The sequence below is a fragment of the Pirellulaceae bacterium genome (assembly GCA_019636385.1).
Classification (GTDB): Bacteria; Planctomycetota; Planctomycetia; order Pirellulales; family Pirellulaceae; genus Aureliella.
On sequence record JAHBXT010000002.1, the window covers coordinates 613,848 to 638,485 of the forward strand.

The following is a 24,638-nucleotide window of genomic DNA, read 5'->3' on the forward strand; positions in this document are numbered from 1 at the left end:
GCCGCAGTGTTAATGTTAGCTCAGGTTTAAGAGCTGGAGTGCTTCACTGCGACCTGGGGCGGGATTTCCAAATTCGCTGGCCGTCACGCGCGCCAGTGCGATCAGGTGATTCCAGCGTCGGGAAGGCCGAGTACGCGCGAATTCTTCGCGAACAGTGCGATAGAATTTCTCGGCATGCAGCGCCCCGTCTTCGCTGACAGCGAACGGCAATAAGGCACGAAAGACATCTTCGCTGGCGTCTGCTTGCAGGCTCAGTCCATAGGCGGCAGCACTTGCTCCTACCTGATCGTTAGCCCGCACCGATGCCGTTAGTCTTTCGAGCAATGACGGTTTGTCGTTTGAAGGCAACGACTCCGCAGCATCAACGAATGGTATTGGGGTTGGACCACTGGTTTTTGTCTGGCCAGCCGTATGGAAGGCTCCCACGATCAGGCTGGCATATTGATTACGCACATTGCACACGCTGGCTATGTTTCGCCAAGCATTGGCAGCGTCCATAGCATGCACGCCAACGCTGGCTCCATGAACGCTGCCGGCTGGCTTGTCTGGGGTAGAGTACTCGGGGGATCGACCTGGGTCATGCAACAGCAGTTGATTTGCCGCCAGTGACAACGCTTCGCCAACCGTCGCCGGTGAAATCCCATCCGATAAGGCAGCGGCAACGGCCGTAGCAGCTTGCGAACGATCGCCACTGAAAATGACCTGTGTTAGATCGTTCAAGCTATCATCACTCAATCGAGCGCTCCCGGGCACTCGATCCAATAGGCGATATTCATCTAACAATTTGGGCAGCAGTTCGCGGACATCCGATGGAGTTCTATTGTTCTTTCGACGGCGATCTTCCGAGTCAACGCAGTAGCGCACCGATTGGCGCAACAAGGTGTGGGCATGTTGTGGGCCGGCAATATCCAGCATGACCCAAGCACGCCAAGCCAGTACCGTCCGATGCACATCCACCTCGTCTTGAATAGCGAATTGAAGATGATTGTACGCTTCATTAGGCGGAGCACTGGCCATTACGGCAAACAGTTCTTCAGCATGATCGACATCCACATCGCGCGTGGCCGCTTGCAGCATCCGCGCATCCGCCGCCGCCCCGGAATTCTTCGATATTTCGATACGCCGCAACACCTCATTGGCATTGGCCCCGGTCTGTTGAATGCGACTGGTGTTGCGATAGAAGACCTTGAGTAGTGGCAATAATTGCTGGTCAGCCGGCAGTTCGCGCGCCATATCTAGAGCTGGACCGAGCGCCATAAATGTATGGTAGCCGTCGTAGTCCTGGCCGCCAAAAGCCCGGGCATTGGCCAGCGCAGCGGCAGAGGTCAGCGCCCGCAAGTCAACGCCAGATCGATGGCGCTCGACAACCGCTCGCTGAAGTTGGTCGGCAGGCGTATTCTGCATCATATCGACCAGCGGCTCGATATCGCCAAAGGTCAGTCGCTGCGATGTTTCTAGAGCAACGGCTTGTTCCAACCCCAATTCGATGGCCAGCGACGTGCCAAGCGTCGAAACCATCATCCCGCGACCTACATCCGCCAAAAACGCTCGCCGCTTTACGTTCATGATTGGTCCCCTATAAAGGTTGAGTGCCGGCAGCATCATACCATGCTTGTTCCCGACAATACAGCAAAAGAAATGGAAACTTGAATCGAGTAGCGCTACCGATCCGAGAGTCGCTGTTCACTTCGCGAATGCGCGACGAAATTCAAAGACCGAAGAAAGTAGATGGAACTCAACATAAGACTTTGCTCGACACTATGCAAGCGGACCGCATTGCATTACTGGTGAACTAGGTAAATAGGGGGGCATGAAGGCCGGTAGATGAGCTGGCCGATGATTTCCGCCTTGTTTCGAACCGTTTTGTCAGGCGACTCCATCGGGTCTTGCTTACTCATCGACTATGACAACGATGACTATGGCAGCGACCAGCGGCCACATTCATCGCCTCTCAGAAGCAGATCGCAAGAGATAGAAGAACACTCCGACAAATAGCAACGAAAACACGGTGGCTGCAATCATGCCGCCAATCAGTACGTTGCCAACGGCTCGCCGACTGGCTGCCCCAGCCCCAGTGGCGACGGCCAGGGGCAGGAATCCGAAGATACCGCTCACAGAGGTCATCAGAATTGCTCGAAACCGCAAGGCCGAGGCGTTGACCGCAGCTTCGCGAATGCTGTGTCCCTGCTTGCGCAATTCGCTGGCAAACTCCACTATCAGAATTGCATTCTTGCTCGCCAATCCCACCAGCAGAACTAGGCCAACCTGCGTGTAGGTATTGTTGTCAGCTCCAAACAGCAGCAACATAACCACGACACCTACGGCGGCCAGCGGTACAATGGCAATGACCACTGCCGGACTGGTCCAACTTTCGTATTGCGCGGCCAGAACTAGAAAGACGAACACGACCGCTAACGCCAAGACGACTAGTTGTCCCTGCGAGCTTAACTTCTCTTGAAAGGCCATTCCAGTCCACTGATATCCAAAACCGCTTGGCAGTTTGGCATCTGCCATACTTTCCATGACGCGCAAAGCTTGTCCACTGCTGAATCCGGGTGCCGCTGAACCATTGATGGCTGCTGCGGGAAACAGATTGAAGCGGCGAACCGTGGTGGGGCCAAGGGTATCGTCGATGGAGACCACTGATGCTAGGGGCACCATCTCGCCCGCACCATTGCGAACCTCGAGTTGGCGAATATCGTCTGCGGTGGCACGATACTTTGGATCGGCTTGAGCGCGCACTTGGTACAGCCGATTGTTGTGATGGAAATCGTTGATGTACACCGACCCCAGATAGGCTTGTAGAGTCCCGTAAATTGAACTCAACGCAATGCCCATGGTTTTGGCTTTCGTACGATCTACATCTACTAACACCTGCGGCACTTCGGCTCGAAAGGTGCTATTCAATCCCAGTAGACCACTTTGCGTATTGCCCTCCCGAGCCAATTCCGCTGCAGTATCCTGCAGTTGCGTGTAGCCCGCTCCGCCTTGATCGAGGACTTCCATCTGGAACCCGCCGGCGGCTCCCAATCCGTCGATGGCTGGAGGAGTAAAAGAAAATACCAGTCCCGCCCGCAGTGCCGAGAATTCCTTTCGTAGAGCATTCCTAATTCCCTGCACGGACAAATCGCCTGTCTCACGTTTCTCCCAAGGCTCCAGAATCAATATGGAAAACCCGAGATTCGATCCTGCGTTTCCACCCAGTAATGAATAGCCGGAGATGGTCACGGAGTCGGCAATTCCCGGGACTTGCCGATAAATCTGTTCTAGCCGCTGCATGACCTCGTCGGTACGTTGATTAGACGCCGCATCGGGCAGTTGAGCGTTCACAAATAGATAGCCCTGGTCTTCCTCAGGTATAAAGCCGGTGGGAATGCGCGCAAATGTTCCTCCGGTTACGATTACCAATCCCAAATAAGCTACCACCGTGAGGATTGCAGAGCGCACAAGGCGATCGACGCTCCAGCGATATCCCTTAGTAGCCAAGTCGAACCCGGAATTAAACCAGCGGAACCCAAAAAATGAAGCAGGTTGGGGAGCGCGCAGTAACAGACCACAGAGCGCTGGGCTGAGAGTCAGGGCATTAATGGTGCTAACAACAACAGCCGCTGAAATGGTCAGCGCGAATTGGCGAAACAGCTGTCCGGTAATTCCAGGCATAAATGCTGTTGGAACGAAAACCGCCAGGAGTACCAGGGTGGTGGCAATCACGGGACCCGTGATTTCAGACATCGCTTTTTCAGCGGCTGCCTTAGGTGGTAAGCCCTCCGCCAAATGTCGGGTTGCGTTTTCTACGACCACGATGGCATCGTCCACCACGATGCCAATCGCCAATACAATGCCGAACAAAGAAAGCATGTTGATGGAAAACCCCATCAGACTCATAACGGCAAAAGTGCCCACAAGTGAAACAGGAATCGCAATTGTGGGTATGAGTGTGGCACGCCAATCCTGCAAGAAGATGAAAATGACCACTACCACCAACAGGACGGCCACGACCAGCGTGCTGTACACTTCACGAATCGAAGCAGAAACAAAAGTCGTTGCATCGAAGGGGATTGCATAACTGATTGATTGCGGCCAGTCCCTACTATCAGCCAATTCAGTCAGACGCTGTCTTACCAATTGCGCGGTAGAAATTGCGTTGGCCGAAGGTAGCTGATAGATGGCGATGGAGGCTGCCGGCCGGCCATTGAACGTGGAGGTCAGCGTGTAGTCTTTGGCACCAAGTTCAACACGAGCAACATCTGACAATTGCAAGGTTGCTCGGCCATCCCCGGTGCGCAAGATGATCTTCTCAAATTGCTCAGGGCGGTTAAGACGCCCCTGTGTCGTAACCGCTAACTGGACTCCGGTATTTTCCGGCGCAGGCGCCGCGCCCACCTGACCAGCAGCAACCTGTACGTTTTGTTCCCGGATAGCCAGAATGACTTCTTCGGTCGTTAATGAGCGCTGCTTCAGTTTATTGGCATCTAACCAAATGCGCATACTGTATTCGCCAGCGCCAAAGACTTGAACTTCGCCCACACCGTCGACTCGGCTGAGCTGGTCCTTGATATTGAGCGCGTAATTGCTCAAGAATAAGTCATCGGCCACCGAATCTGAATGTGAGTTTGCGGTTAAGGTAATAAATTGCAAAATCTGAGTTGACTGCTTCTTGGTAGTGACGCCTTGCTGTCTTACCTCCTGCGGTAATTTTGACAGGGCGACGGCAACACGGTTTTGCACCAGCACGGCGGCCAAATCTAAATCGATGCCCTGGCGAAAGGTGACCGTCAGGCCATACGAGCCGTCGGCAGCGCTGTTGGAAGACATGTAGATCATGCCTTCCACACCATTGACCTCTTGCTCGATAGGAGCTGCTACAGTTTCAGCGATTGTGGTAGCGCTGGCTCCAGGATAAACAGCGGAAACTTTGATTGTCGGTGGAGCTATGTCTGGGAACTTGGCAATCGGCAAAGACGTGAAGGATACGGCACCAGCAATGACGATAACAATCGAGATGACCGCAGCAAAGATTGGGCGATGGATGAAAAAGTGGGACATACGTGAGAAGCTCTCGGTAGGCATTCGCCAAAATGGCAAGTCCGCGCTGTGAAGCTGGCGGCACTTCAAAATGTACTCGTTGCCAGTTTCACCAGACGGTGAAAAGTCAGCTCGCCCACCGTCGGCTGACGGGAGCTACAATTCTCCCTTTTGTTTGGCTAGCGCTGACGCATCAGGTCAACAATTTCGGTATCGTCCTGAATCGGTAATTCACTATCGGTAAACGATCGCAGGCTGACGGTAACTTGTCCTGAAGCAACCAGGTGAAATCCGTCGCTGATGACCTGTTCGTCAGCGCCAAGTCCCTGCTCGACCACCACCCAGCCGCTCAACCGGCGGCCCAGCCTGATCGGCCGGCGCTGAAGTTTTCCGCGTTCGTCGGCGATCAACACGAACTTGCCGCTACGCTCGGTTTGAACCACGGTCTCTGGAACCAGGATGGCTTTGTGTTGTAGTGCGACCGGGACTCGTAATCGCACAAAAAGTCCAGGCAACAATTGGCCTGCGCGATTTTCCACCGTTGCTCGCAATCGAAGCGTACCGGTGTTTGCATCTACACCTTCTTGAGCAACATATTCTAATTGCCCGCGAAATGGGAATTGAGAATCTGTCTCACGGGCGATCAAGACAGGTGTCTCTGCCCAGGCCAAGGGACCCTTGCGAGCCGGTTGAGCGCCCTCCTGCCGTTGAGTGTCTGCCAGGACTAGCGCTTCGCGATCGCTAAGAGTAAAATTAATGTACAGCTTGTCAGCGTCGATGATTGTTACCAGCGAAGTGCCAGGTTCGACTAGATTTCCTAGTAACACTAACGATTGAGTCAGTCGGCCACGAATAGGAGCGCGAATTTCAGTGTAGCCCAATTCCAACTCTGCACTCTCCAGTTTTGCTTGGGCCTGTAGAACCGCCGCGTTGGCAGTGGCCAGAGCTGCACGCGCGGCATCGGAGGTTGCATTAGCTGACACAAGATTCGCCTTAGCAGAATCGTACTCAGCCTGCGAAGTTACGCGTTGGGCTAGTAGCTGCTCTTGTCTGGCGAATTCATTGCGCGTCTGCTCGACCGATGCCTCGTTGACTGCGATGTTCGCCTGAGCCACTAATACTTGAGACTGAGCCGCCACCACTTCTGCCCGCGCCGCCGACACTGCGGCTTGGTAGGCATCGGGCTCAATCGAAAATAGCACAGCTCCCTCGTCAACCAGCTGCCCGGATTGAAAATGAATTCTCTGAACGATGCCTCGTACCCGAGAACGCACTTCGGCTTTACCAGCCGATTCAGTTTCGCCATTCTTATCCAGAAAAACCACGACATCCTGGACCAGTGGCCGAATCCCCGTTACCTCCGGAGGTGGAGCAGGCGAATACTGATTGGAGCGGGAGGCACAGCCAGCGTTACTAAACAAGAGTGCCGAAACAACTATTAGGAAAAGATGAACATGGCCAGCACGCCAACGGGGGCCGGTCGCTGTGCATCGATGGCAGGCTCGTAACACAATGCTGTTTATCCAGGATAACAAGTACGATCGGCGATGCTCGGTTGCTGAAGCTCTGTTCAGTCCACCAGCCGATATCGTAGTCTGGCCACTAGCACCGAACAAGTACGTTGCAGTAAGCGGTTTGAGGCTTAGTGGCAATTCCTTTTGAGTTGCTGTGCTGAAAGATCATCCGTGAGTCCTGACCTTTGGCTTAAGGTGGAGTGCCTGCGCTCATCCAAGAACGCATATTGGCACACTGCGGCTGGCGCTAGAGATAGTACTGGTGGCAGGTGCACTGGTATTCAGCAACTGAATCAGCGAATCAGGCGGCTAACGTCGAAGCCTAATTCGCGAGCCTGACAAACTAGTTGTTGGTAGGTTTCGCTTGGCAGGTCGGGGGTGCGCGAGAGTATCCACAAGAACTTGCGATCTGGTGTGCCTACCAGAGCCCACTGATACTGCGGATGATGGCTCAATGCAAAGCTGTCTAAATGCGATATTGTTGCGTCGATACATGCAGCGTGGGATTCGGCGGGCCCTAGCGCAATGATCCAGTAGTTGCCCCCAGAGTTTTTTGCGAAAAGCGATGAGACGCGGCCAAAGCTCACTTGTAGTCTTGCATTGCCACTACACGGGACCGCTTCTGCTCGCCCACTGACCTGCCGCGTACGACCTCGCGGTGTAATACAGCGGTTGACAACTTGGATTGAACCGTCGGCATGTAGGGTGTAGGTGGCTGTCGAGCATTGGCAGGTTCGCTGGAAAATGTTGGGTAAGCGAGCAATCTCATACCATGTGCCCGAATAGGATTGGAGGTCGACATACGGTACAGTGGGTAATGCCTGTTGGGCGTGTGCAAGCATCTCAGGCAATACCAGCAGCTGAAGGATTGCCAAACCGATCCGACCGTGCGTGATAATACAGTTCATAAAATAATGCAGTTCATCAACATGGCTATGTTGTCTAGTTTAGAGTTGCGATTTGGAATGTCTCGAAATGATTCTCCTATGTTACAGTCAATCGGTGATGGGTTCAACGTATCGCCCCAAGTGCCCGATAGAGAACGGATTGAAGTGAACCGTCAAGCCAAGCGACACTGCTATGCCGCCGCTGGTGTGTGCAGGCTGCTTCTTATAATCGTCCTGATCGACTGTACTGCATCCAGTAGCAGCGGTGAGAGTGGTGCGCCGCGATTGAGCAAGCCCAATATCGTGCTGTTCCTGGTCGATGACATGGGAATTATGGATACATCGGTTCCGTTCTTGACGGATGCTGAGCGCAAGCCGATTCGTTACCCGCTCAACGACGCCTATCGGACGCCGAATATGGAGCGATTGGCAGCACACGGAATACGATTCAACAATTTTTGCGCGATGAGCGTCTGCTCACCGACGCGGATTTCGATCATGACGGGTCAGAATGCGGCTCGTCATCGGACTACGAATTGGATTAACCCCGATCAAGATAATGGTGGCCCGCAGGGGCCGCCAAGTTGGAATTGGCAGGGGCTGAACAAATCGAGCATTACATTGGCCCGGATTTTGCAGACCAGTGGCTATCGAACCTTTCATGTTGGCAAAGGACATTTTGGGCCACGCGGCTCGGAAGGTGCGGACCCAACGAACTTGGGTTTCGATGTGAATGTTGCAGGCTGCTCGATCGGAGCACCTGGCAGCTACTATGGCAACCAGAATTACGGCAACTTGCAACCGGACAGTCCGCGGGGCGTGCCGCAGCTGAAAAAGTATCATGGCACTGATACATTTCTGACAGAAGCGTTGACGCAGGAAGCCAAATCACTGGTAACTGCGGCGGTGCAGGCGCACCAGCCGTTCTTTCTGTATATGCCGCACTACGCAGTTCATGGACCGTTTAATCCGGACCCACGTTTTATTGTCCACTATCAGAATTCAGAGCGACCGAAAAGTTGGCAGGCGTTTGCGTCGCTGATCGAAGGTATGGACCGATCGTTGGGCGAACTGCTCGACCACGTGGAATCGCTGGGAGTCGCCGAGAATACCTTGATATTGTTCTTAGGCGACAACGGCAGCGATGCGCCGCTGGGTCACGAGCACGCGGTGGCTTGTGCAGCGCCACTCCGTGGCCGCAAAGGGTCGCACTACGAGGGCGGAATGCGAGTTCCATTTATTGTTGCCTGGGCCAAGAGTAATCCGACGTTGCAGTGCCAGGTCGAGCTGCCAATCGCTGCGAATGCGATCCAGCCGCAACTGGCAACCGTGTACGATCTGTTTCCAACGCTGTTAAACGTGGCCGGTGCGACCGCCCCGCACGAGCATGTGGTGGACGGCAGGCCGCTCAATACGCTGCTGACTGGTCAGTCGGACGTCGGGCGCAGCCAAGACTTTCTGATGCACTATCCGCATGCACCCCACCGCAGTGACTACTTTACAACTTATCGCGAAGGTCCCTGGAAAGCCATCTACCACTATTTTCCTACAGCGCAGTCTGCGGGCCGGCGGTATCAACTGTTTAATCTGTCCCAAGACCCATTTGAGCAAGCCGATCTGTCGGATGGCGAGCCGGAAGTGCTTGGGCGCATGATGAATGGCATGGTAGCTGCCTTGCATCGCTACTCGGCGGTGTTCCCGATCGACGCCACTTCAGGCCAATCAGTCACGCCGATCGTGCCACAGCCCTAGTCAGGCTCGACGGTCAGGCCAGAACAACTCAACAATGCAGGTTGTAACGCAGGCGAAAATCGTATCCCACTATGTTAGCGCGGGATATTGTTGGTTCCGCGCTAGCGCTGCGGGACTAAGAAAAGCCCTCAGAAACCCCGCGCGACCTGCCAGGCATTGGTTGCCGATTGATTGAGGCTTAACGGTGTGGTAGCTTTATGTGAGCCTAGTTCAGGAAAAGCGAATTGTAGGCGGTTGCGGATTCATTTTGGTGTAATTGCGAAAGGAACTTTTTTGATGAACGCGGTTACAACTCATCAAGCCATCGACTTGGCCATAGCCGATCTGATCGCGGGTGCGCGCAGTCTCGTTTCTAGCTCGCTTGATACGCGAATTGCGACTGCCGAGGCGTGTCTGGAGGGAGTGATCTCGGTCGCGGAGCGCTGGCAACAAGCGGGCTGCGAGGCCAAGCGGTCCGGCGATACAGCGGTAGGACGGGCTGAAGAGTTACTGACGGGACCAATTGCGACCTTGCGGTACCTGCGATTGATCATCAAAACCCTTGGCGATCTGAAGCAGTATGGAAAACCACAATTGCCTGGTAGGCCTCGGCAGGTAGCAGGACAATTGCGCGTGCCCGTATTTCCGACACCGCTACTGTTTGATGGATTGGCGTTTCGCGGACTCAAGGGCGATACTTGGCTAGAGCCCGGTGTCACTACCGAGACAATCTTTGGCAGCGCGCCAGCCAGACTTTTGAGGCAGCAAACGCCAGAGGCCCGAGTGGAGTTGGTTTTGGGCGCTGGCAACGTTTCTTCCATCGCCATTACCGACGCCTTGACCAAAATCTTCCAGGACGATTGCACTGTGCTGTTGAAGATGAATCCGGTCAACGAGTATTTGGGACCAGTGTTTCAAGATGCGTTACAGCCACTGATTCAGTGCGGTTGGTTGCGGATTATGTATGGGGCGGCTGCTGAGGGCACCTATGCCACGCAACATCCACAGATCGGCAGTGTACATATCACCGGTTCGACCGATACCCATGAAGCCATCGTGTGGGGATGCGACGCAGCCATTCGACAACAACGCAAGCAAGCGGGGGATCCCCTGCTGACCAAACCGATCTCCAGCGAGCTAGGCAATGTGACGCCGTGGATCATTGTGCCTGGGAATTACTCGGCACGACAACTCGCCAGCCAAGCCGAGTCGATCGCGGCTTCGATCACCAATAACGCATCATTCAATTGTGTGGCGACCAAGATGATTCTAACGGCGCGGAACTGGAGTCAGCGCGACCGATTCTTAGGCATGCTGCGAGCGGCTCTGGAACGCACTGCGCTGCGTTACGCCTATTATCCTGGTGCGGCTGATCGCTTTGCACAGTTTTCCGGAGGAAGTCAGGCGGGTAGCCATGGGCGTTTGCCTTGGACAGTGCGAGCCGGTGTGAACATCAAGGACGATCCGTTATTATTCCAACGTGAGTCGTTTGTTTGCGTGGCTGGCGAGACACAGTTAGAGGCTGACTCGCCATCCCAATTCCTTCAACGGGCAGTGGACTTTGCCAATCAACAGATGACTGGGACACTGGCTGTCGAGTTGACAGTGCCAGATGATTTCCGCCGTCGTGAATCGCAAGAATTTGATCGCGGGTTGCAAGGTCTGCGGTATGGAACGATTGGTGTCAATCAGTGGGCGGGGCTTAGCTTTGCCTGGATGTCGCCACCCTGGGGTGGCTATCCTGGCGCGACGTTGGCCGATGTGCAAAGTGGCATCGGGTCGGTGCACAATACCTACTTGTTACAGCGTCCACAAAAGACTGTGATCTACGCGCCGTTGTGTATGTCGCCTAAGCCCATCTGGTTCTCCACGCATCGACATCCCGACAAGGTGGCCCAGCGTTTGCTGGCTCTGTGTGCCAAACCTTCTGCGCTGCGACTTCCAGCTCTCTTGGCTGCAGCCCTAACAGGCTAGGAGCGATCGAGCGTTACGCTGGTCAGAAGAGCTACGTTTGCCAATGAAACTACATTCGCCAGTGTAGCTGAGTTCCCCAGAACGTGGGGCGGCACACTCCCGGGACTGCCCATCAGGCAGGCCACTACGAGCCTACATCTGCATTGAGTTTTGTAAGGCAGAAAGTGCCTGGCGCTCGACTTCAATTTACATCTCAACTGTCATAGAATTTGCGATTGTTATTGGCAGCCTCAACCAATATTTGAGGAGTCTTGAATCGCAGTCCGTGGTTCTGAGTCAGGCGATTGAATGTATCGACAATGCTCCGTGCGCCCACGGAGTCGATATAGCGAAATGGACCGCCTCGAAATGGAGGGAACCCCAGTCCGAACACTGCACCGATGTCACCATCCAGTGGATTAGCCACGATACCCTCTTGCAGGCACAGAGCGGCCTCGTGAACCATACTTAGTCCAATCCGCTCGGTGATCTCTTGATCGCTGAACTGCTTGCGCTGCGATCCACCAAAGTAGTTGTATACGTTGTCGTCCAGTTGGTCGCGCACCTTTTTGCCTTTGGCGTCGTATTTGAAGAACCCCTTCTTGTTTTTGCGACCATGGTAGCCTGCGTCATACATTCGCTTGAGGCCCATCGATAACTTAAGGCCTTCGCGATTGGCGACAAAAGTTTGCATCAAACTGCCGCTCATGATGTGCGCTCCAATGTCGATGCCCACTTCGTCCATCAGCGTAATCGGCCCAACTGGGAAGCCGAACTTCTTAAGAACGCGGTCGACCTGCAAGGCGTCCGCGCCTTCGTCGAGCATGTTAAGCGCTTCGCCCATAAGCGGTGCCAAGATGCGTGTCGTGTAAAAACCAGGACCATCTTTGACAACAATCACAGTTTTGCCTTGACGAACACCGATATCGTAGCAGGTGGCGGTGACCCAGTCGGCCGTCTGATCGGTAACGATGATTTCCAGCAGAGGCATCTTGGGCACGGGACTGAAGTAGTGCATGCCGATAACCTGTTCAGGGCGTTTGGATGCCGAGGCGATTTCCTTGATGGGCAGCGCCGATGTGTTGGATGCGAAGATGGCTTGTGGGTTCATGTGACTTTCGCATTCGGCCAAGACTCGATGTTTCAAGTCGAGGTCTTCAAACACGGCTTCGATCACGACCTGAGCCTGTTCAAAGTGCGCATAGTCTAGTTGGCCAACAATGCGGCTCATCATCTGATCCGCCTCCAGTTGAGACATCGCCTTACGCTTGACCTTCTTGCCCAGCGTACTCCACACTGTCGCTTTAGCTTGCGATAATGTTTCGCTCTTCACATCCTTCAGTAGTACGCGAATGTCTTTGGCAGCGCTGACTTCAGCGATGCCGGCACCCATGAAACCTGCACCGACCATGGCTAGGGTACTGACAGGGCGCACCAGGTCTTGGTGTGGATTCTTCTTCTTTTCGGTCATAGCGAAAAAGATGTTCCGCAACTGAAAGCTCTCAGGCGTCAGAATGAGCTTCTCGAAACGCTTGATCTCTTCGGCATAACCGGCTTCGGCCCCCTGCTCTGAGCCAACCTTGACGCACTCGATGATTTCGTACGGCGCTGGATAATTGCCTTTGGTTTGCCGATCGACCATCTCCTTGGCCTTCTTGAAAATAATGCCCCGCGTGAAGCCGGTGCCTTCCAAGATTTTGGTAGCCAAGGGTCGCTTGACGTTGCGCTTGAGTGGGCCTTCGGTCAATTCATTAGCCATGTAGATAGCCGCTGATAGCAGGGCGGGCAGAGTAGCCAGGCGATCAACCAGGCCCATCTTTTTGGCCTGCCGTGCATAAACGTTCTTGCCAGTCAACATCATGTCCAGCGCGTTTTGGATGCCGACAAGTTGCGTCAATCGCTGCGTGCCACGACCGCCCGGCAGCAGGCCCAGTTTGACCTCGGGCACAGACAAGATTGTTCCCTCATCGGCGGCGACGCGAGCCGTACAGGCTAAGGCGACTTCCAGTCCACCACCCATACAGGCACCGCTAATGGCGGCCACGATCGGCTTGCGGCTGTGCTCCATGCGTCGCAACAGAGCATGAGCCTGTTGCGCAATCGGTTGCCAATCACCAGGTTTCTTGACCATGCTGAAGGCTTCGATATCGGCACCGGCTATGAAGTCCTTCTTGCGGCTGATCATGACAGCCGCCCGCACCGATGGATCGCGTTCAAGATGATCGACCAGAGGGCCAAACACGCCCAGCATCTCCGGCCCGATCTTATTGACCTTACTATCTTTCTGGTCCAACCAGATCACAGCGATTCCGTCGCGATTCTCTACTTCAAAATAGTCGTTTTTCATGGCGTATTCAGCTCTCGTGTTCAGGCTATGGCTTGCGGCAATGTGGTAACTACCGACGCGCTCGCGGTGGTTAGACTGGGTTTTCTCCGTCAACTGACGGTGGCGAAAGGTAGATTCTGATTAGCAGCTCGCTTAAGCAGCGTAACGTTCCAGGATGGTGGCATGTCCATGTGCGCCCGCGGCACAGGCGGCCAGCAAGCCGTATTTACCGTTCTCAGCAATGAGTCGATTGGCAGTGGTAGTCATTATTCGCGCGCCCGTGGCACCAAAGGGATGCCCGATACTCAACGACCCTCCCCACCGATTCAGTTTATCCATATTCACCTGTCCCACCGACTGCTCGCGACCGAGCTTTTCGCGGCAGAAGTTGTCGCTGGCCAGAGCCGCAATATTGGCTAGTACTTGGCCGGCAAACGCTTCGTGCAATTCGATGACGTCCATTTGATCCAACTGCAAGTTGTTGCGTTTGAGGATTTTGGAAATTGCGTAAGCCGGTCCTAACAACAATTCGTCGCGAATATCAGAGCTGGTAAACAGGTAGTCATGTATCACCGCCTTGGGCGTCAGGCCTAATTGTCGAGCCTTATCTTCTGACATCAGCATCACCACGGCGGCACCGTCGGTCAAAAACGACGCGTTAGCAGCAGTGATCGATCCATGGGGCTTGACGAAGGCTGGACGCAACTTGGCCAATTGATCCAAAGGGGCTACGCGAATACCGTTGTCGCGCTGGATCGACTTAAACTTGGGAGGCAGTTCGACCGTCGTGATCTCCTTGGCCAGGGTGCCTTCATTGGTAGCCTGCTGAGCCAGTGTGTGGGACCGCAGTGCGAATTCGTCTTGCGCCTGGCGAGTGACTTGGAATTTGGCCACCAGCATTTCGCAATCTTCGCCCATCAGCTTGCCGGTCAACATTTCAGCCACCGCCGGCCGCTCCGGCATAAAGTCGCTAGGGCGTAGCGTGGCGGCAAAGCGGGCTACCTCCAGTGGTGTCTTGAGCTTCTGCGCCTTGAATAGCTTCTTACGCATCTGCTTGCGATACACAATTGGAGTGTCGCTGGTGCATTCCGTTCCGCCCGCGATCACAATTTCTGCGTGGCCCAGTCGAATCAAATCCGCCGCCCGGCTGATGGCTTGATTGGCAGAAATACATGCCTGGGAAACCGTGTGGCAGGGTGTGCGATAGCTCAGTCCAGCAGTCAGCGCCGCTTCGCGTGCCACATTTGGAGTCTGCACATTGTGGACGACCGTACCCAACACAACTTCATCAACGATTTTATTGTCGATGCCAGTCTTGTCGATCAATCCTTTGATGGCAAACGCACCCAATTGGTAATTCATCAAATCAAAATATTCGGTACCGGCACGCAGGAAGGGTGTTCGGGCACCGTCAATTAACACTACTCTCTGGCTCATGCTTGTCAGTCCAGCAAGGAAAAGTGAAGTGCCTAAGTAGCGGCACCGTTGGAGTGGGTCGAGCGGCGGCTGGTCAGCCTCGTTCAAATAGGGACCGGCTCGCAGATCACCGTATGCGCGAACCGCAGATTGTAATAGGCCCTTGCCAACCGTTCAGCCCCAGGACCTGTTTGCAGGCCATGTTTTTCTTCAATTTAACGTCGGAATGGACAGCATCCAGCAACCTCAGCACCGTCCCTCCTGTACCAAATTACCAGGTTTGTCGAAATCCAGTCGCGCCAGCAGACTCTTAGACTCTCACGCCCCCTGATTCAGCCTTCGGGGGGCAGTCCAAGCGTTGGGTAGTGCATTTTTTTTGCGCAGGCTGGTCCGTTAGCTCGGGGCCACCTCATGGCTTTCAACCGACCGGTTTGGGATATCTCTCTCGATGCGATCTCCAGCTGGCGTGACGATGCCAACCCGAACGGCGCTCTGGTCGATGTAGGCGATCGAGGTCCAGGGGTGGACTTCGTCCTGGCGATGCTTGGCCAGTGCATCTTGTAATCCCCAGCAGTGAAAGTCGTTGCAAATGCTGGCTCGCTGCTGGCGCGGCAAGGAGCATCCCTGCTGAGAATGATAAACGCAGGAATCCTCAATGGACTCGTCCGGCAACTGCAGCAGATACCACTTCTCAATCGCTTCGATCGTCGCCGTTGGGTCACAGAGCATCTGCCAGGCGATGTACTCCGCAGACAGGAACGCAGTATCGGCACCGTTGCGGCAACAGTATCCCCGGCATGTAGTGCAACCATTGATCACGGGCAGCAAAGGAACCATGTCACTTTGTCCCTGACGGTGAGCGTACTCGACCAGAACGGCTTGTACGTACCGGGGCTGGGAAAGCATCGCTTGTGCTTGTTCAAGAACCTGTCTTAGATGCTGTTTGAATTTTTCCACTCGTTCAGCCGGCAGTGTCGCAGTTGGTGCGTCACAACTGGGTACCTTCGACAGCCGGCCTGCACTCTTGCATTCCTGCACGACGCTGGAAAGCTCGGCATCCAACTCATCTCTGAGTCGCTCGGTCGCGTGATCGAGCAAAGCCTGCTCGGTAGCTCTGCGTTCAGCCTCGCGCTCCCGGCTTCTTTCAGCCAAGAATCGCCCACGACAACGCAAATCGGAACAGACGCCCATCAGCTGGTCGAGTCGATTCTCAATAGTGCAGCCGCATTGCGGACACTTCACTGACGGGCTAGGCCATGTAGGCACACACTTCTCCGTAGGTAGAGTTCATCGGGAGCTGTTCACACCTCTAGTAATTCTGACAGCGGCATCATGACTCAGCCACTAGGCATCTGCGAAGAAAGATAGCCCAATGGAACATCGAGCGGTTTCCCTGCTCATGGGGTGCGAGCCCCATGGGTGCAGGCATTCACCAATAGAATTGCGAATGGCTCCACTGGTACAAGGCCAGCGGTGGCCATTAGTTTTCGAATCGAAACTGAAATCGGATTCGATAGTCGCTACCAGCTTTCGGGCCGCCATCAGGCTTGTCCCGATGGAAGCATGACTGAGCAGCTACAAGGGCCTGCCCCGATGGGAATATGACTGGGCGGCTACACGTATCTCATCTCAATCTCCCGATTGAGCTACACGAAACACTCGCGCACCTGAGCCTGACCGCGATGCCGACGTTTGCCATGACGCTCAGCCTCTGCCGACATCGAACCCGGCGAACCGGCACAACTGCTCTTGCCAAAGTACATCTTGAAATTCCACACCAGGTCCCGCCATATCGAGGCTTCAATACCCAGTTGGCTCAGCACCGACTTTAGCGGCTGCGGCACCGCCAACAAAGACTCCGACCGCTACGCATGCAGGAGCATCGGGAGCACATGCCAACTCCGCCAGCGCGCCGCCCATACTTCCTAGTATTCCCGCACCAGCAGTTGCTCCTTCCTTGACAACTTGTCGGCCCTTTTCTTCGGCGGTCGCAATGTTATAAACCGCGATACCAGCCGACACGAAAACCAAAGCTTTCCCGGCATTAGCCACCTTGGCTGCCTTGGCATTCATCGCTGGATTGGCTCGTCCTGATGACTCGATTATGGTCAACCAAACTTGATTCTTTTGTGCTGAGGACAATTTATCAAATGTTTGATTGAATAGCCGCTGAGCGTATTTCTCTTCCAACGCCTGTAGGGTAAGTCCAGAGCCTTTGAACGCTTCGGCCTGCGCTCGACCGATGTCACTGCTTCGTATTCTGGCAGCGTCCATGATTGAATTGCGAATTTTGTTGGCCTCGTCGGCACCTTCCAAGGGTGTTAGCTTGCCAGATTGAACCTCGTCCAGAATCAATTTGGCAGACTTTTTGGATTCTAGAATGTAGCCTTGCCTTACCCTTCCGTCCTGGATGAACCGCGTTACAAAATTCAATGCTTCCGATTTGAGTCCGTCCAACGCAAAATTAAGTTTTGCCGTTGACGTTGATTGACATGGGCTGGCTGAAAACTATTCGTTTAGCAGTGCCAACGTCTTGCCAAGCGGCGAGACTAATCCCGAAGGACTGGTTTAACCTTCCACCTTAGGCTGAAATGTTTCAATCGCAGCTTGCGTCACTGCGTCGATACGGCCAGTGACATTGATGGGTTTCAACGGAAACAAGTGCCAAGTACAGCCTTCAAGCAATTGCTGGATCACGACAACATCTTCAGGGTGGTTTATGCCACCACGACCAACAGCAGCTTTAATGAGCTTCATCTCTTCACCAACGGTGTCATCATGGTTGTTCCTGATTTGCACAACGAAGTACAAAGATTATCATAAACCAGACAACGAATGTTGCCTGAATTCGGTGAGGGTTGTCCCAGAATCTGGCAGGTTGTTGAGATGCTCAGCAATCACGGCGAGTAGCCGTTTGCGAGCCAAGCCGAGTTGATTGCGACTTAGATCAGAAATCTGCCCTTGGGCACAAACCCAAGAGCGTGGCAACACGTTCTTGACGTCCGAGCTAACTCCCATGTAATCAGTGAGCGAAGAGTCATCCGAACAAATGGAGAATGCAATATGACCAAAAAAATGAGTTTAAGCGTCTTGGTGCTCTGGGTAATTTTTCACCAACCGGCTTTAGCGGGTCACAATTCAGAGTTCTTTGACTTCGATGTTCACCGAGGCTATTTCTTTCCTGAAGCCTACGGCAGTACGGCGGGCGGTAACGTATTCCTTGGGCCATATGCTGCAGGCACCGTCTCATTGGGGCTGATGGATGTGCTGCCAGCATTGAATTTGCGTACCAGCATGTTGGACACTACCGACCGGCTGTTTTTACTGAATTTCGACTTGGTGTTCCCAACTGTTTTCCCATTGCCTGGCAGTGCTGACCAATTTACGGTCCGCGCCAATGACGAGGTTATCTTTCAACGACCATTGCTGGATCTGGTGACAGTGGGGCGGCGAAACATTCAGGCTGATTTTGTGTTGAGATATCAGCCTGAAATAGACCCTGACACGAGTGACCGACTACCATTCGATCTGTGGCTGCGGTTTACCAAGACAGGTTCTTCATCAACCTGGGGATTAGACAACGTTTCATTGAACTGGGGACAACCGGTTCCTGAGCCCGGTTCAGCGGCATTGGTTTTACTGCCATTAACGATAATTCTTCGTTGCAGACGGCGGAACGTAACTGCGTAGAACGATTGCGGGCGATGGTGCTACCTCCATAGCCAGCAACTGAGATCAGGCGCTCTTAGGAACTACGGCCAGCGCGTAAATAACTAATTGTCCGACAAGGAGTTGCTCAACAATATTTGATAGATGGCACCACTAGGCCATCGCCTTGTTCGAAGATTACTTCTTCTTCCCCTTTGAGATACTTGCCGCCAAAGGCGTACTCGAAGTGGATCGGAACGGATCGAGTCGGTTCGGGTAGCGTGAGTTGCCAACCGGTCAGCATCGAATACTCCCAGCGTCGAGGCCCGGTGACTCGCAGCGATTGCGAGACTTTGCCGACGCGGACATTGACCAGCCAATCTTTGCTGGGCTGGCCGTGGGGAGCATGAGCGACGGCGTTGAGTGTGATATCGGCATTGAATTTGTGGGGGACCAGATCGGTATCGACTTGAACGCTGGAGACCAGCGGCTCGGTGCGATAGTGATCCGCCAGCACCACCGGCTGTTGCTCCGCCGCCAGCGTCAACTTCCCATCCGCCTGAATATCAAACGTCCCTCGGCAGAACACCACCTGCAACAACTCATCCCGCTGCGAATAGGCTTCGAAGATGAATGGCGAAAATGGGGTTTCATTTGAGATTAGCATACTGCTATCACCAACAAATGCGGAAATTGCCATCAGCGATTTAGTTTTCACGAAGGTATCGGCACTTTCTGCACGGTGCTGCGTCCTGAAAACTTGGAGAACGAAATTAATGTGGGCCAAATCCGTCGAATGAAGCTGAATTTTGCGGAAAGATATACTGCGAGTTCCCCCCCCGACCACCTATGCCCGACGCGTAATCAAAATCAGTCCAATTCGCTGTCGTTCCCCGCAAAGCCTCGGTTGGTTGAATCGTAGTAGCGACACCCGGACTTCTGCCTGGTAATAGAATCGCGGACATTGAAGGGTCTGAACCAACATCCGTAACGAACCCAGGTGGATGAGTCCCGGACATTACAGCATTTGGGTCAATCCTACTTGGATATTTATAGGTTTCAAACCTAAATCCTTCTGGGACTTCCACAATTTCAAGAGGCATCTTAGAATCGAATGATTTCAGGTATGACTCAATATCAGCATCGCTAAGATCTGGCCTATTCTTTTTCAACCACTCCCTTGCCTCATCTTGGTTAACTCTCCTGACTACTTTTACGGGTCGAACGCTTGCCTTAACCCCAGGCGGCTTAATGTTTAATTCTTCTAGATCATCTAGAAGTTGTTTGAATTCTTCAGGGGAAAGATTTTTCTTGGCTTGCTCTAGAAAATCGTCCAACTGCTGAGGGCTCATCGCCTTTAGCTCATCAGCTAATTTTCCCGCTTCTTTCAAAGCTTTCCATCCTTTTAGAAAGTCTGCGCCTTTCTTCAGGAGAGTTACGCCGCTTGGTCCGAGGTCGTACAAAAAGCCGAGAGCTCCTCCACCCAGCAAGGAACTACCGAATGATTCAACTGCATCACCGCCAAACAAACCTGCCCAAAAAGTCCGGCTACCCGCTTGTATTTGATCCGCTGACCAAACTGCACCAACCGCGCCTGCAGCGGTCGTTAAAGGTTCGGGAGCAACCAGTCCAATTACTGACGGAACTGCGACAATCGCCCCACCGGCAGCCTGTAAGCCACCGAACGCAATGTTCCCCGCAGCTTCCCAGCTAGGATTGAAGCCATCAGACCCAAATAGTCCATTTGATCTTTGATCTTTGTCAGACATCGAAACAACCCTAGCTCAATTCATTTGTCTTGATTATTAATTGCTTACAGACGTTGGAAACTCTTGCCGCTCAATGATTCCAATAATTTGCCCTGAATCGCTAATTTTAAGTGGTTCGATTTCGCTGCAACGAACACTTTGGATTGTCAGCATAACCATTGTTGCAAACAATTCGTTGGGTGTCTCAGGTGCTAACTCTTTATCTGTATCACCACGTAAATGACCCATGACGTCGATTTTGCAAGCTGCAATTGAGTTGTCCAAAATAAACCTTGTTGACCTCCAATTGCGACGGACTGTCAAAACTAAACGTCGATCAATTTGAATCATGCCTCGATCCTAGTAACAAACGATGCCAGGTGGAAAATTTTTTGCCGAACCTGTGGTCGAAAGTGACTCACCATCGGATACTCCTCTAGTGGCGCCGGCCAGCATTGGCCCGGCAATGCCCATGACCGCACCCATGGCCGCGCCGGGATTCGACCAATCTGCGGTTGCGAGGGAGTAACCTGTTTGAGCTAGTTGTGCAGCTTGCGCGAGTTGACCAAAATTTGCGAGGCCAGCGACCCCTCCTATCGCACCAAGAACTGATGCCGGATTCCTCCAGTCAGTAGTCGCGAGCGCATACGCTTGTTTTGCAATATCAATTACCTCTCCTAAATCTCCAAAACCACCACCCGGCATTCCACTCATATCAGGCAAGCATCCACCCTCAACGATCGAGTTCGCCTGAATCGGTGGATTGGTTCCAGGAGGGATTGTGCCGCCAGGCCCGACGTCAGCAAAAAACATCGGCCCCAGAAAGAGCACTTGACCTATCGTATTGAACGGGCCTTCTGGGCTGGCTCCATTCATTAGCATGTAGCAGATGTCGTTGTGATTTGCGAACTGACCGTTAATTCTGACTGTGGTGATGGGCACGATCGGCTTGCAAAAACCTTTGATAACTTGGGACGCCACTCCTCCGCCCACTCCAGCTTCGTCGCCCATGACTGTCGCAACTCGCGAGCCCATGTGAAAAACTGGTTTGCCCAACGACCGCACGTTCGGGCTTATGAAAATCGATTTGTCCAAGAAGCCTACAATTGGATATGGAACTGGAACAGTTGGCGATTTGCAAACATCTGGACAGATGCTCATAACAATGAACTGGGAATCTTGCCGTGTGCCTTCTTTTAGTGCCATGGTTTGCCTACCTCATACCGGAGTTGTTAAAGTTGGCAGGGAACGGTCAATTACGTCGTCTGGGGCTCGCATCCGAACTTCTACGACTCGCAGAGGTGGGGACAGAGGATGTACTCCGCGCCAAGTCAAAAACACCCGATTTGCTTCCCCGTCGATGTGGATAGTGTCTAGGTTAATAGGGGCAGGCACAAGTCGCCCGTCTTCGAACCGAAGTAAGGTGGCGAGTTCAAAGCGGGGGAGTTGGAAGGAGAGTGTGCCGTTGGGGGTGAGGTTCTTGAGGTGGACGGTCTCGGTTCCATCGGCGAATCCGGGTAAGGTTAATCCTGGCGAGGCGGTGTTGTAGAACTCGAAGGAAAAGTCCTCGGGCAGATCGGGCCAGCGGGTCTTTTCCCAAATCAGGTTAAAGGTGCCGGCTCGGTCGCGACGCGGCTTCCAGGCGGGGGCGATGACGCCAAGGCCCTCGACGGGGATGGGCTTGCCGAATTCGGGTGTGCCGTAGTTGGCGGGTAGTATCTGTGGACAGGGGACAGGTTCGGTGGTCTTAGGATTGGCAAAGCCAACTCCCACGTAGTTCTCGTCGCACAGTTCGTGTTTGTCTTCGGTTCGGTAGTTTCCGCCGTAAGCGTATTCGTAACGAATGGGCAGCGATTTGATCGGCTCGATGTCAGTCAGTCGCCAGCCTCCAAATCCCTTTTCCCAGCGGCGTGGCCCGGTGACTTGGATTACCTTTTGGATATTGCCGAATTGAATCCCGGCGAGCCACTGTTTTTCGGGTTGACCACTGGGCGAGTAAGCTGTGGCGTTGACCAGAATGTCGGTTTTGGGCTTGTAGGGAGCGATGCTGCTTTCCAACCGGATGCTGGACATGCCAGGCTGGCCGTAGTATTCGTCTGCCATCACCAGCGGTTCTTGTTTTTGAACGAGCCTCAGCCGCTTTCCGCTTTCAATCTGAAACGTACCACGTAAGACAATGACTCCAAAGTCGTTGCGTTTCTCGTCGCGACTTTCGAATTGCAGCGGTGGGAAGGGGGTGTAGTTCCGAAATAACATGGGTGTCTCACACCTTACTTGGACTCTGTCAGTTGAGGTCGATGATGGCGCCGTTGATCTTGACGGGACCACTGGCACTGAAGTTGAACGATGTGCCAGAGATCGTGACCTTGCCGCCTGCATCCATGGTGATCTTGCTGGCTCCGCAAGCGATTTCGATTTTTGAACCAGCCGAGATCTTAAGTGAGCTTCCAACGATGACCGTCTTGTTCATTCCGACTTCTTCTGCACTCACAAACCCTACCGCCGTATTCATCGCCGCGCCGGAAATGATCGAATAGACCGCGCCTACATTCGTTGCTTTCATGATGCCAACCATTTCGTTGCTCATCATGCCGACGGTCTCGTTCTTCGTCTTGCCGACAGAATTGGTTTGCGAACTACCGACCGAGATCGATTGGTTGCTGCCAACCGTCACTTTTTGGTTCGATCCGATGGTCTCCATGTGGTTTGTGCCCACACTGACCGTCTTGTTCACCCCCACATCCAGTTTTTGATTATTGCCGATGGTCATCGTTTCATCGACGCCGATGGTTTTGGTGCGGTTGTTGTGGATGGTGTGTGTTTCATCGTTTTGGACTTCAGTGTCCATGTTGTACTGGCCGTGGATGCGGATTTGCTCCTTGCCTGGAGTGTCATCCATGGACATTTCATTAAAGCCACTGCCTTTGTAGGTCTTGGTCTTGTTGCCGCGGCGGGTCTTCCCGGCAGGTAGGTCGTAGGGGGGCTTGTTGTCGCCGTTGTAAACTCGACCGACGATGATGGGTTGATCGGGGTCGCCTTCCATGAAGTCGACGATCACCTCCTCGCCAATCCGCGGGATGTCCATGTAACCCCAGCCCTTGCCGGCATGAATTTGCGAGACCCTGATCCAGCAGGAACTCTTGTCGTCGAACTTGCCCTCGCGATCCCAGTGGAATTGAACTTTGACCCGACCGTGTTCGTCAGGGAAAATCTCTTCACCAGGCGGACCGGTAACAACGGCGGTTTGACAACCACGCACCACAGGCTTGGGGGTTAGCCGCGCGGGCCGGAAGGTGGCTTTGTCTGGAAAACATTCGAACTGGTTGGTGTAGGCAAAGCCAGGATCAACCGGGTCGGTCTCGTAGGTGTGTTCTTCGGCCAAGTGCAGTATCTTTTTGATGACATACGACTTGCCCTCTTCGGTCTTGGCGCGGTGCTTGCCGACTTTGAACTTCTGTCCGGGCGAAAAGGACATGCAACCGCTGGAGCCAGTAACCGTATCATGCTCCAATTCCAGTTCCTCCATGCGAATGCGCGCTAGCGCAGCACCGTCGCCCTTGGCATGGTATTCACCGGGATAGTCGTAGACCTCGAAGTTCTTTGCGCTTTTGAACTTCATGACCGTCTTTTCGGCAGCCATTAGCCGGTCGCGAGGCTTCTTGAAGTTGTAATCGGTGTGCGCCCAGGCACCGGGACGGAATTGGTAGTTGTGTTCCCAGCCATGAATTTGTGCCTTCAACTCCCGCGTATCTAATTTGCTTTTGTAGTAATCGACCGTCGATTCCTGACAGTCCTTGTAAACGCTGGCGCTGTCGGCCAAGTGCAGCGTATGCTTTCCATTCTCGTGGACAAAGAAGTAAAAAATGCCTTCCTCTTCCATCAGCCGGCAGACAAAGTCGAAGTCGGTCTCGCGGTACTGGACGCAGTATTCGCGTTTGGGATGATTGCCGGAAATCTTGCTGGTATCAAAATCGGTGAAGCCCAGGTCATTGAATATCTTTTCGATGATCTTGACGATGGTCATCTCCTGAAAGATGCGGCAATCATTGGTCTGCGTCAAAAACCACATCCACGGGACCATGACAGCCCGGTAGTAGCGGGTGCCAAGATTATCTTCGTCCAGAGCCGAGAAGCGTTGCACGAAGCCGTTGAAGAACCGCTGGCCACCGGCAGCAATATCGATGGCGATGGTTGCATTGGTACCGATGATATCCTCAGCGGCGATTTTGGCGTTGTCGGAGATCAATTCCAAATTGAAGTAGAACGGCGCAGATAGCTCTTCGGCGGCTTGAAAGCGAGTGACCTGCAGGACATCGGGGCCGAGCGCCGTCTGTAGGTGAAGATTGCGGGTCGCGTGTTTCAAGGCCATGGGATCACATTCCTGTCTTGA

The 24,638-nt window shown here is 53.6% G+C and carries 18 protein-coding genes; 3 read left to right on the plus strand and 15 right to left on the minus strand.

Going from position 1 to position 24,638, the window contains the following annotated elements; translation table 11 throughout:
- Positions 1-15: 15 nt before the first annotated feature.
- The 4 genes from KF752_08045 to KF752_08060 all read right to left on the minus strand — a co-directional run bounded on the left by KF752_08045 (position 16) and on the right by KF752_08060 (position 7,447).
- Positions 16-1,566 (minus strand): hypothetical protein, encoded by a 1,551-nt coding sequence (locus tag KF752_08045; protein MBX3421491.1) that lies wholly within the window; start codon positions 1,564-1,566, stop codon positions 16-18.
- Positions 1,567-1,941: 375 nt separating this feature from the next.
- Positions 1,942-5,046, minus strand: a complete 3,105-nt coding sequence (locus KF752_08050) for a multidrug efflux RND transporter permease subunit (GenBank protein ID MBX3421492.1) — start codon at positions 5,044-5,046, stop codon at positions 1,942-1,944.
- Positions 5,047-5,204: 158 nt separating this feature from the next.
- A complete protein-coding gene (locus KF752_08055) occupies positions 5,205-6,446 on the minus strand; it encodes an efflux RND transporter periplasmic adaptor subunit (protein ID MBX3421493.1) in 1,242 nt (413 codons plus the stop codon).
- A 386-nt stretch (positions 6,447-6,832) separates the two neighbouring features.
- The gene (locus KF752_08060; protein ID MBX3421494.1) at positions 6,833-7,447 is read right to left on the minus strand and encodes a lipocalin family protein; all 615 of its coding nucleotides are present in this window, start codon (positions 7,445-7,447) and stop codon (positions 6,833-6,835) included.
- Between the two features lie 78 nt (positions 7,448-7,525).
- Here KF752_08060 and KF752_08065 point away from each other — a divergent pair, with 78 nt between their 5' ends.
- Both KF752_08065 and KF752_08070 read left to right on the plus strand, forming a co-directional pair.
- Entirely contained in the window at positions 7,526-9,178 is a 1,653-nt protein-coding gene (locus KF752_08065; protein MBX3421495.1) for a sulfatase, read from the plus strand.
- A gap of 276 nt (positions 9,179-9,454) precedes the next feature.
- Positions 9,455-11,131 (plus strand): aldehyde dehydrogenase, encoded by a 1,677-nt coding sequence (locus tag KF752_08070; GenBank protein ID MBX3421496.1) that lies wholly within the window; start codon positions 9,455-9,457, stop codon positions 11,129-11,131.
- Positions 11,132-11,324: 193 nt separating this feature from the next.
- On the opposite strand, the gene KF752_08075 is transcribed toward KF752_08070, so the two are convergent.
- From KF752_08075 to KF752_08095, 5 genes are all read right to left on the minus strand, one after another.
- Complete coding sequence (locus KF752_08075) at positions 11,325-13,457, minus strand: enoyl-CoA hydratase/isomerase family protein (GenBank protein ID MBX3421497.1); 2,133 nt, start codon at positions 13,455-13,457, stop codon at positions 11,325-11,327.
- 132 nt (positions 13,458-13,589) lie between these two features.
- A complete protein-coding gene (locus KF752_08080) occupies positions 13,590-14,873 on the minus strand; it encodes an acetyl-CoA C-acyltransferase (GenBank protein ID MBX3421498.1) in 1,284 nt (427 codons plus the stop codon).
- 372 nt (positions 14,874-15,245) lie between these two features.
- Entirely contained in the window at positions 15,246-16,004 is a 759-nt protein-coding gene (locus KF752_08085; protein MBX3421499.1) for a hypothetical protein, read from the minus strand.
- 648 nt (positions 16,005-16,652) lie between these two features.
- Entirely contained in the window at positions 16,653-17,285 is a 633-nt protein-coding gene (locus KF752_08090; GenBank protein ID MBX3421500.1) for a hypothetical protein, read from the minus strand.
- Between the two features lie 135 nt (positions 17,286-17,420).
- Positions 17,421-17,651, minus strand: coding sequence for a hypothetical protein (locus KF752_08095; GenBank protein ID MBX3421501.1), 231 nt, complete (start codon positions 17,649-17,651; stop codon positions 17,421-17,423).
- A gap of 264 nt (positions 17,652-17,915) precedes the next feature.
- On the opposite strand from KF752_08095, the gene KF752_08100 reads away from it, so the two are divergent.
- Positions 17,916-18,542 (plus strand): hypothetical protein, encoded by a 627-nt coding sequence (locus KF752_08100; GenBank protein MBX3421502.1) that lies wholly within the window; start codon positions 17,916-17,918, stop codon positions 18,540-18,542.
- Between the two features lie 106 nt (positions 18,543-18,648).
- Here KF752_08100 and KF752_08105 read toward each other — a convergent pair whose 3' ends face one another.
- The 6 genes from KF752_08105 to tssI form a co-directional block, all read right to left on the minus strand.
- Positions 18,649-19,167, minus strand: a complete 519-nt coding sequence (locus KF752_08105; protein ID MBX3421503.1) for a DUF2169 domain-containing protein — start codon at positions 19,165-19,167, stop codon at positions 18,649-18,651.
- Positions 19,168-19,273: 106 nt separating this feature from the next.
- Positions 19,274-20,269, minus strand: a complete 996-nt coding sequence (locus tag KF752_08110) for a hypothetical protein (protein MBX3421504.1) — start codon at positions 20,267-20,269, stop codon at positions 19,274-19,276.
- Between the two features lie 36 nt (positions 20,270-20,305).
- Positions 20,306-20,599: a hypothetical protein gene (locus KF752_08115; GenBank protein MBX3421505.1), complete on the minus strand. Its 294-nt coding sequence runs from the start codon at positions 20,597-20,599 to the stop codon at positions 20,306-20,308.
- A gap of 9 nt (positions 20,600-20,608) precedes the next feature.
- Entirely contained in the window at positions 20,609-21,454 is an 846-nt protein-coding gene (locus KF752_08120) for a DUF4150 domain-containing protein (protein MBX3421506.1), read from the minus strand.
- Between the two features lie 12 nt (positions 21,455-21,466).
- The gene (locus tag KF752_08125) at positions 21,467-22,504 is read right to left on the minus strand and encodes a DUF2169 domain-containing protein (GenBank protein MBX3421507.1); all 1,038 of its coding nucleotides are present in this window, start codon (positions 22,502-22,504) and stop codon (positions 21,467-21,469) included.
- A gap of 28 nt (positions 22,505-22,532) precedes the next feature.
- Positions 22,533-24,617 carry a type VI secretion system tip protein VgrG gene (gene tssI / locus KF752_08130; GenBank protein MBX3421508.1) on the minus strand — a complete coding sequence of 695 codons (2,085 nt, stop codon included), beginning with the start codon at positions 24,615-24,617 and terminating at the stop codon, positions 22,533-22,535.
- Positions 24,618-24,638: the final 21 nt, after the last annotated feature.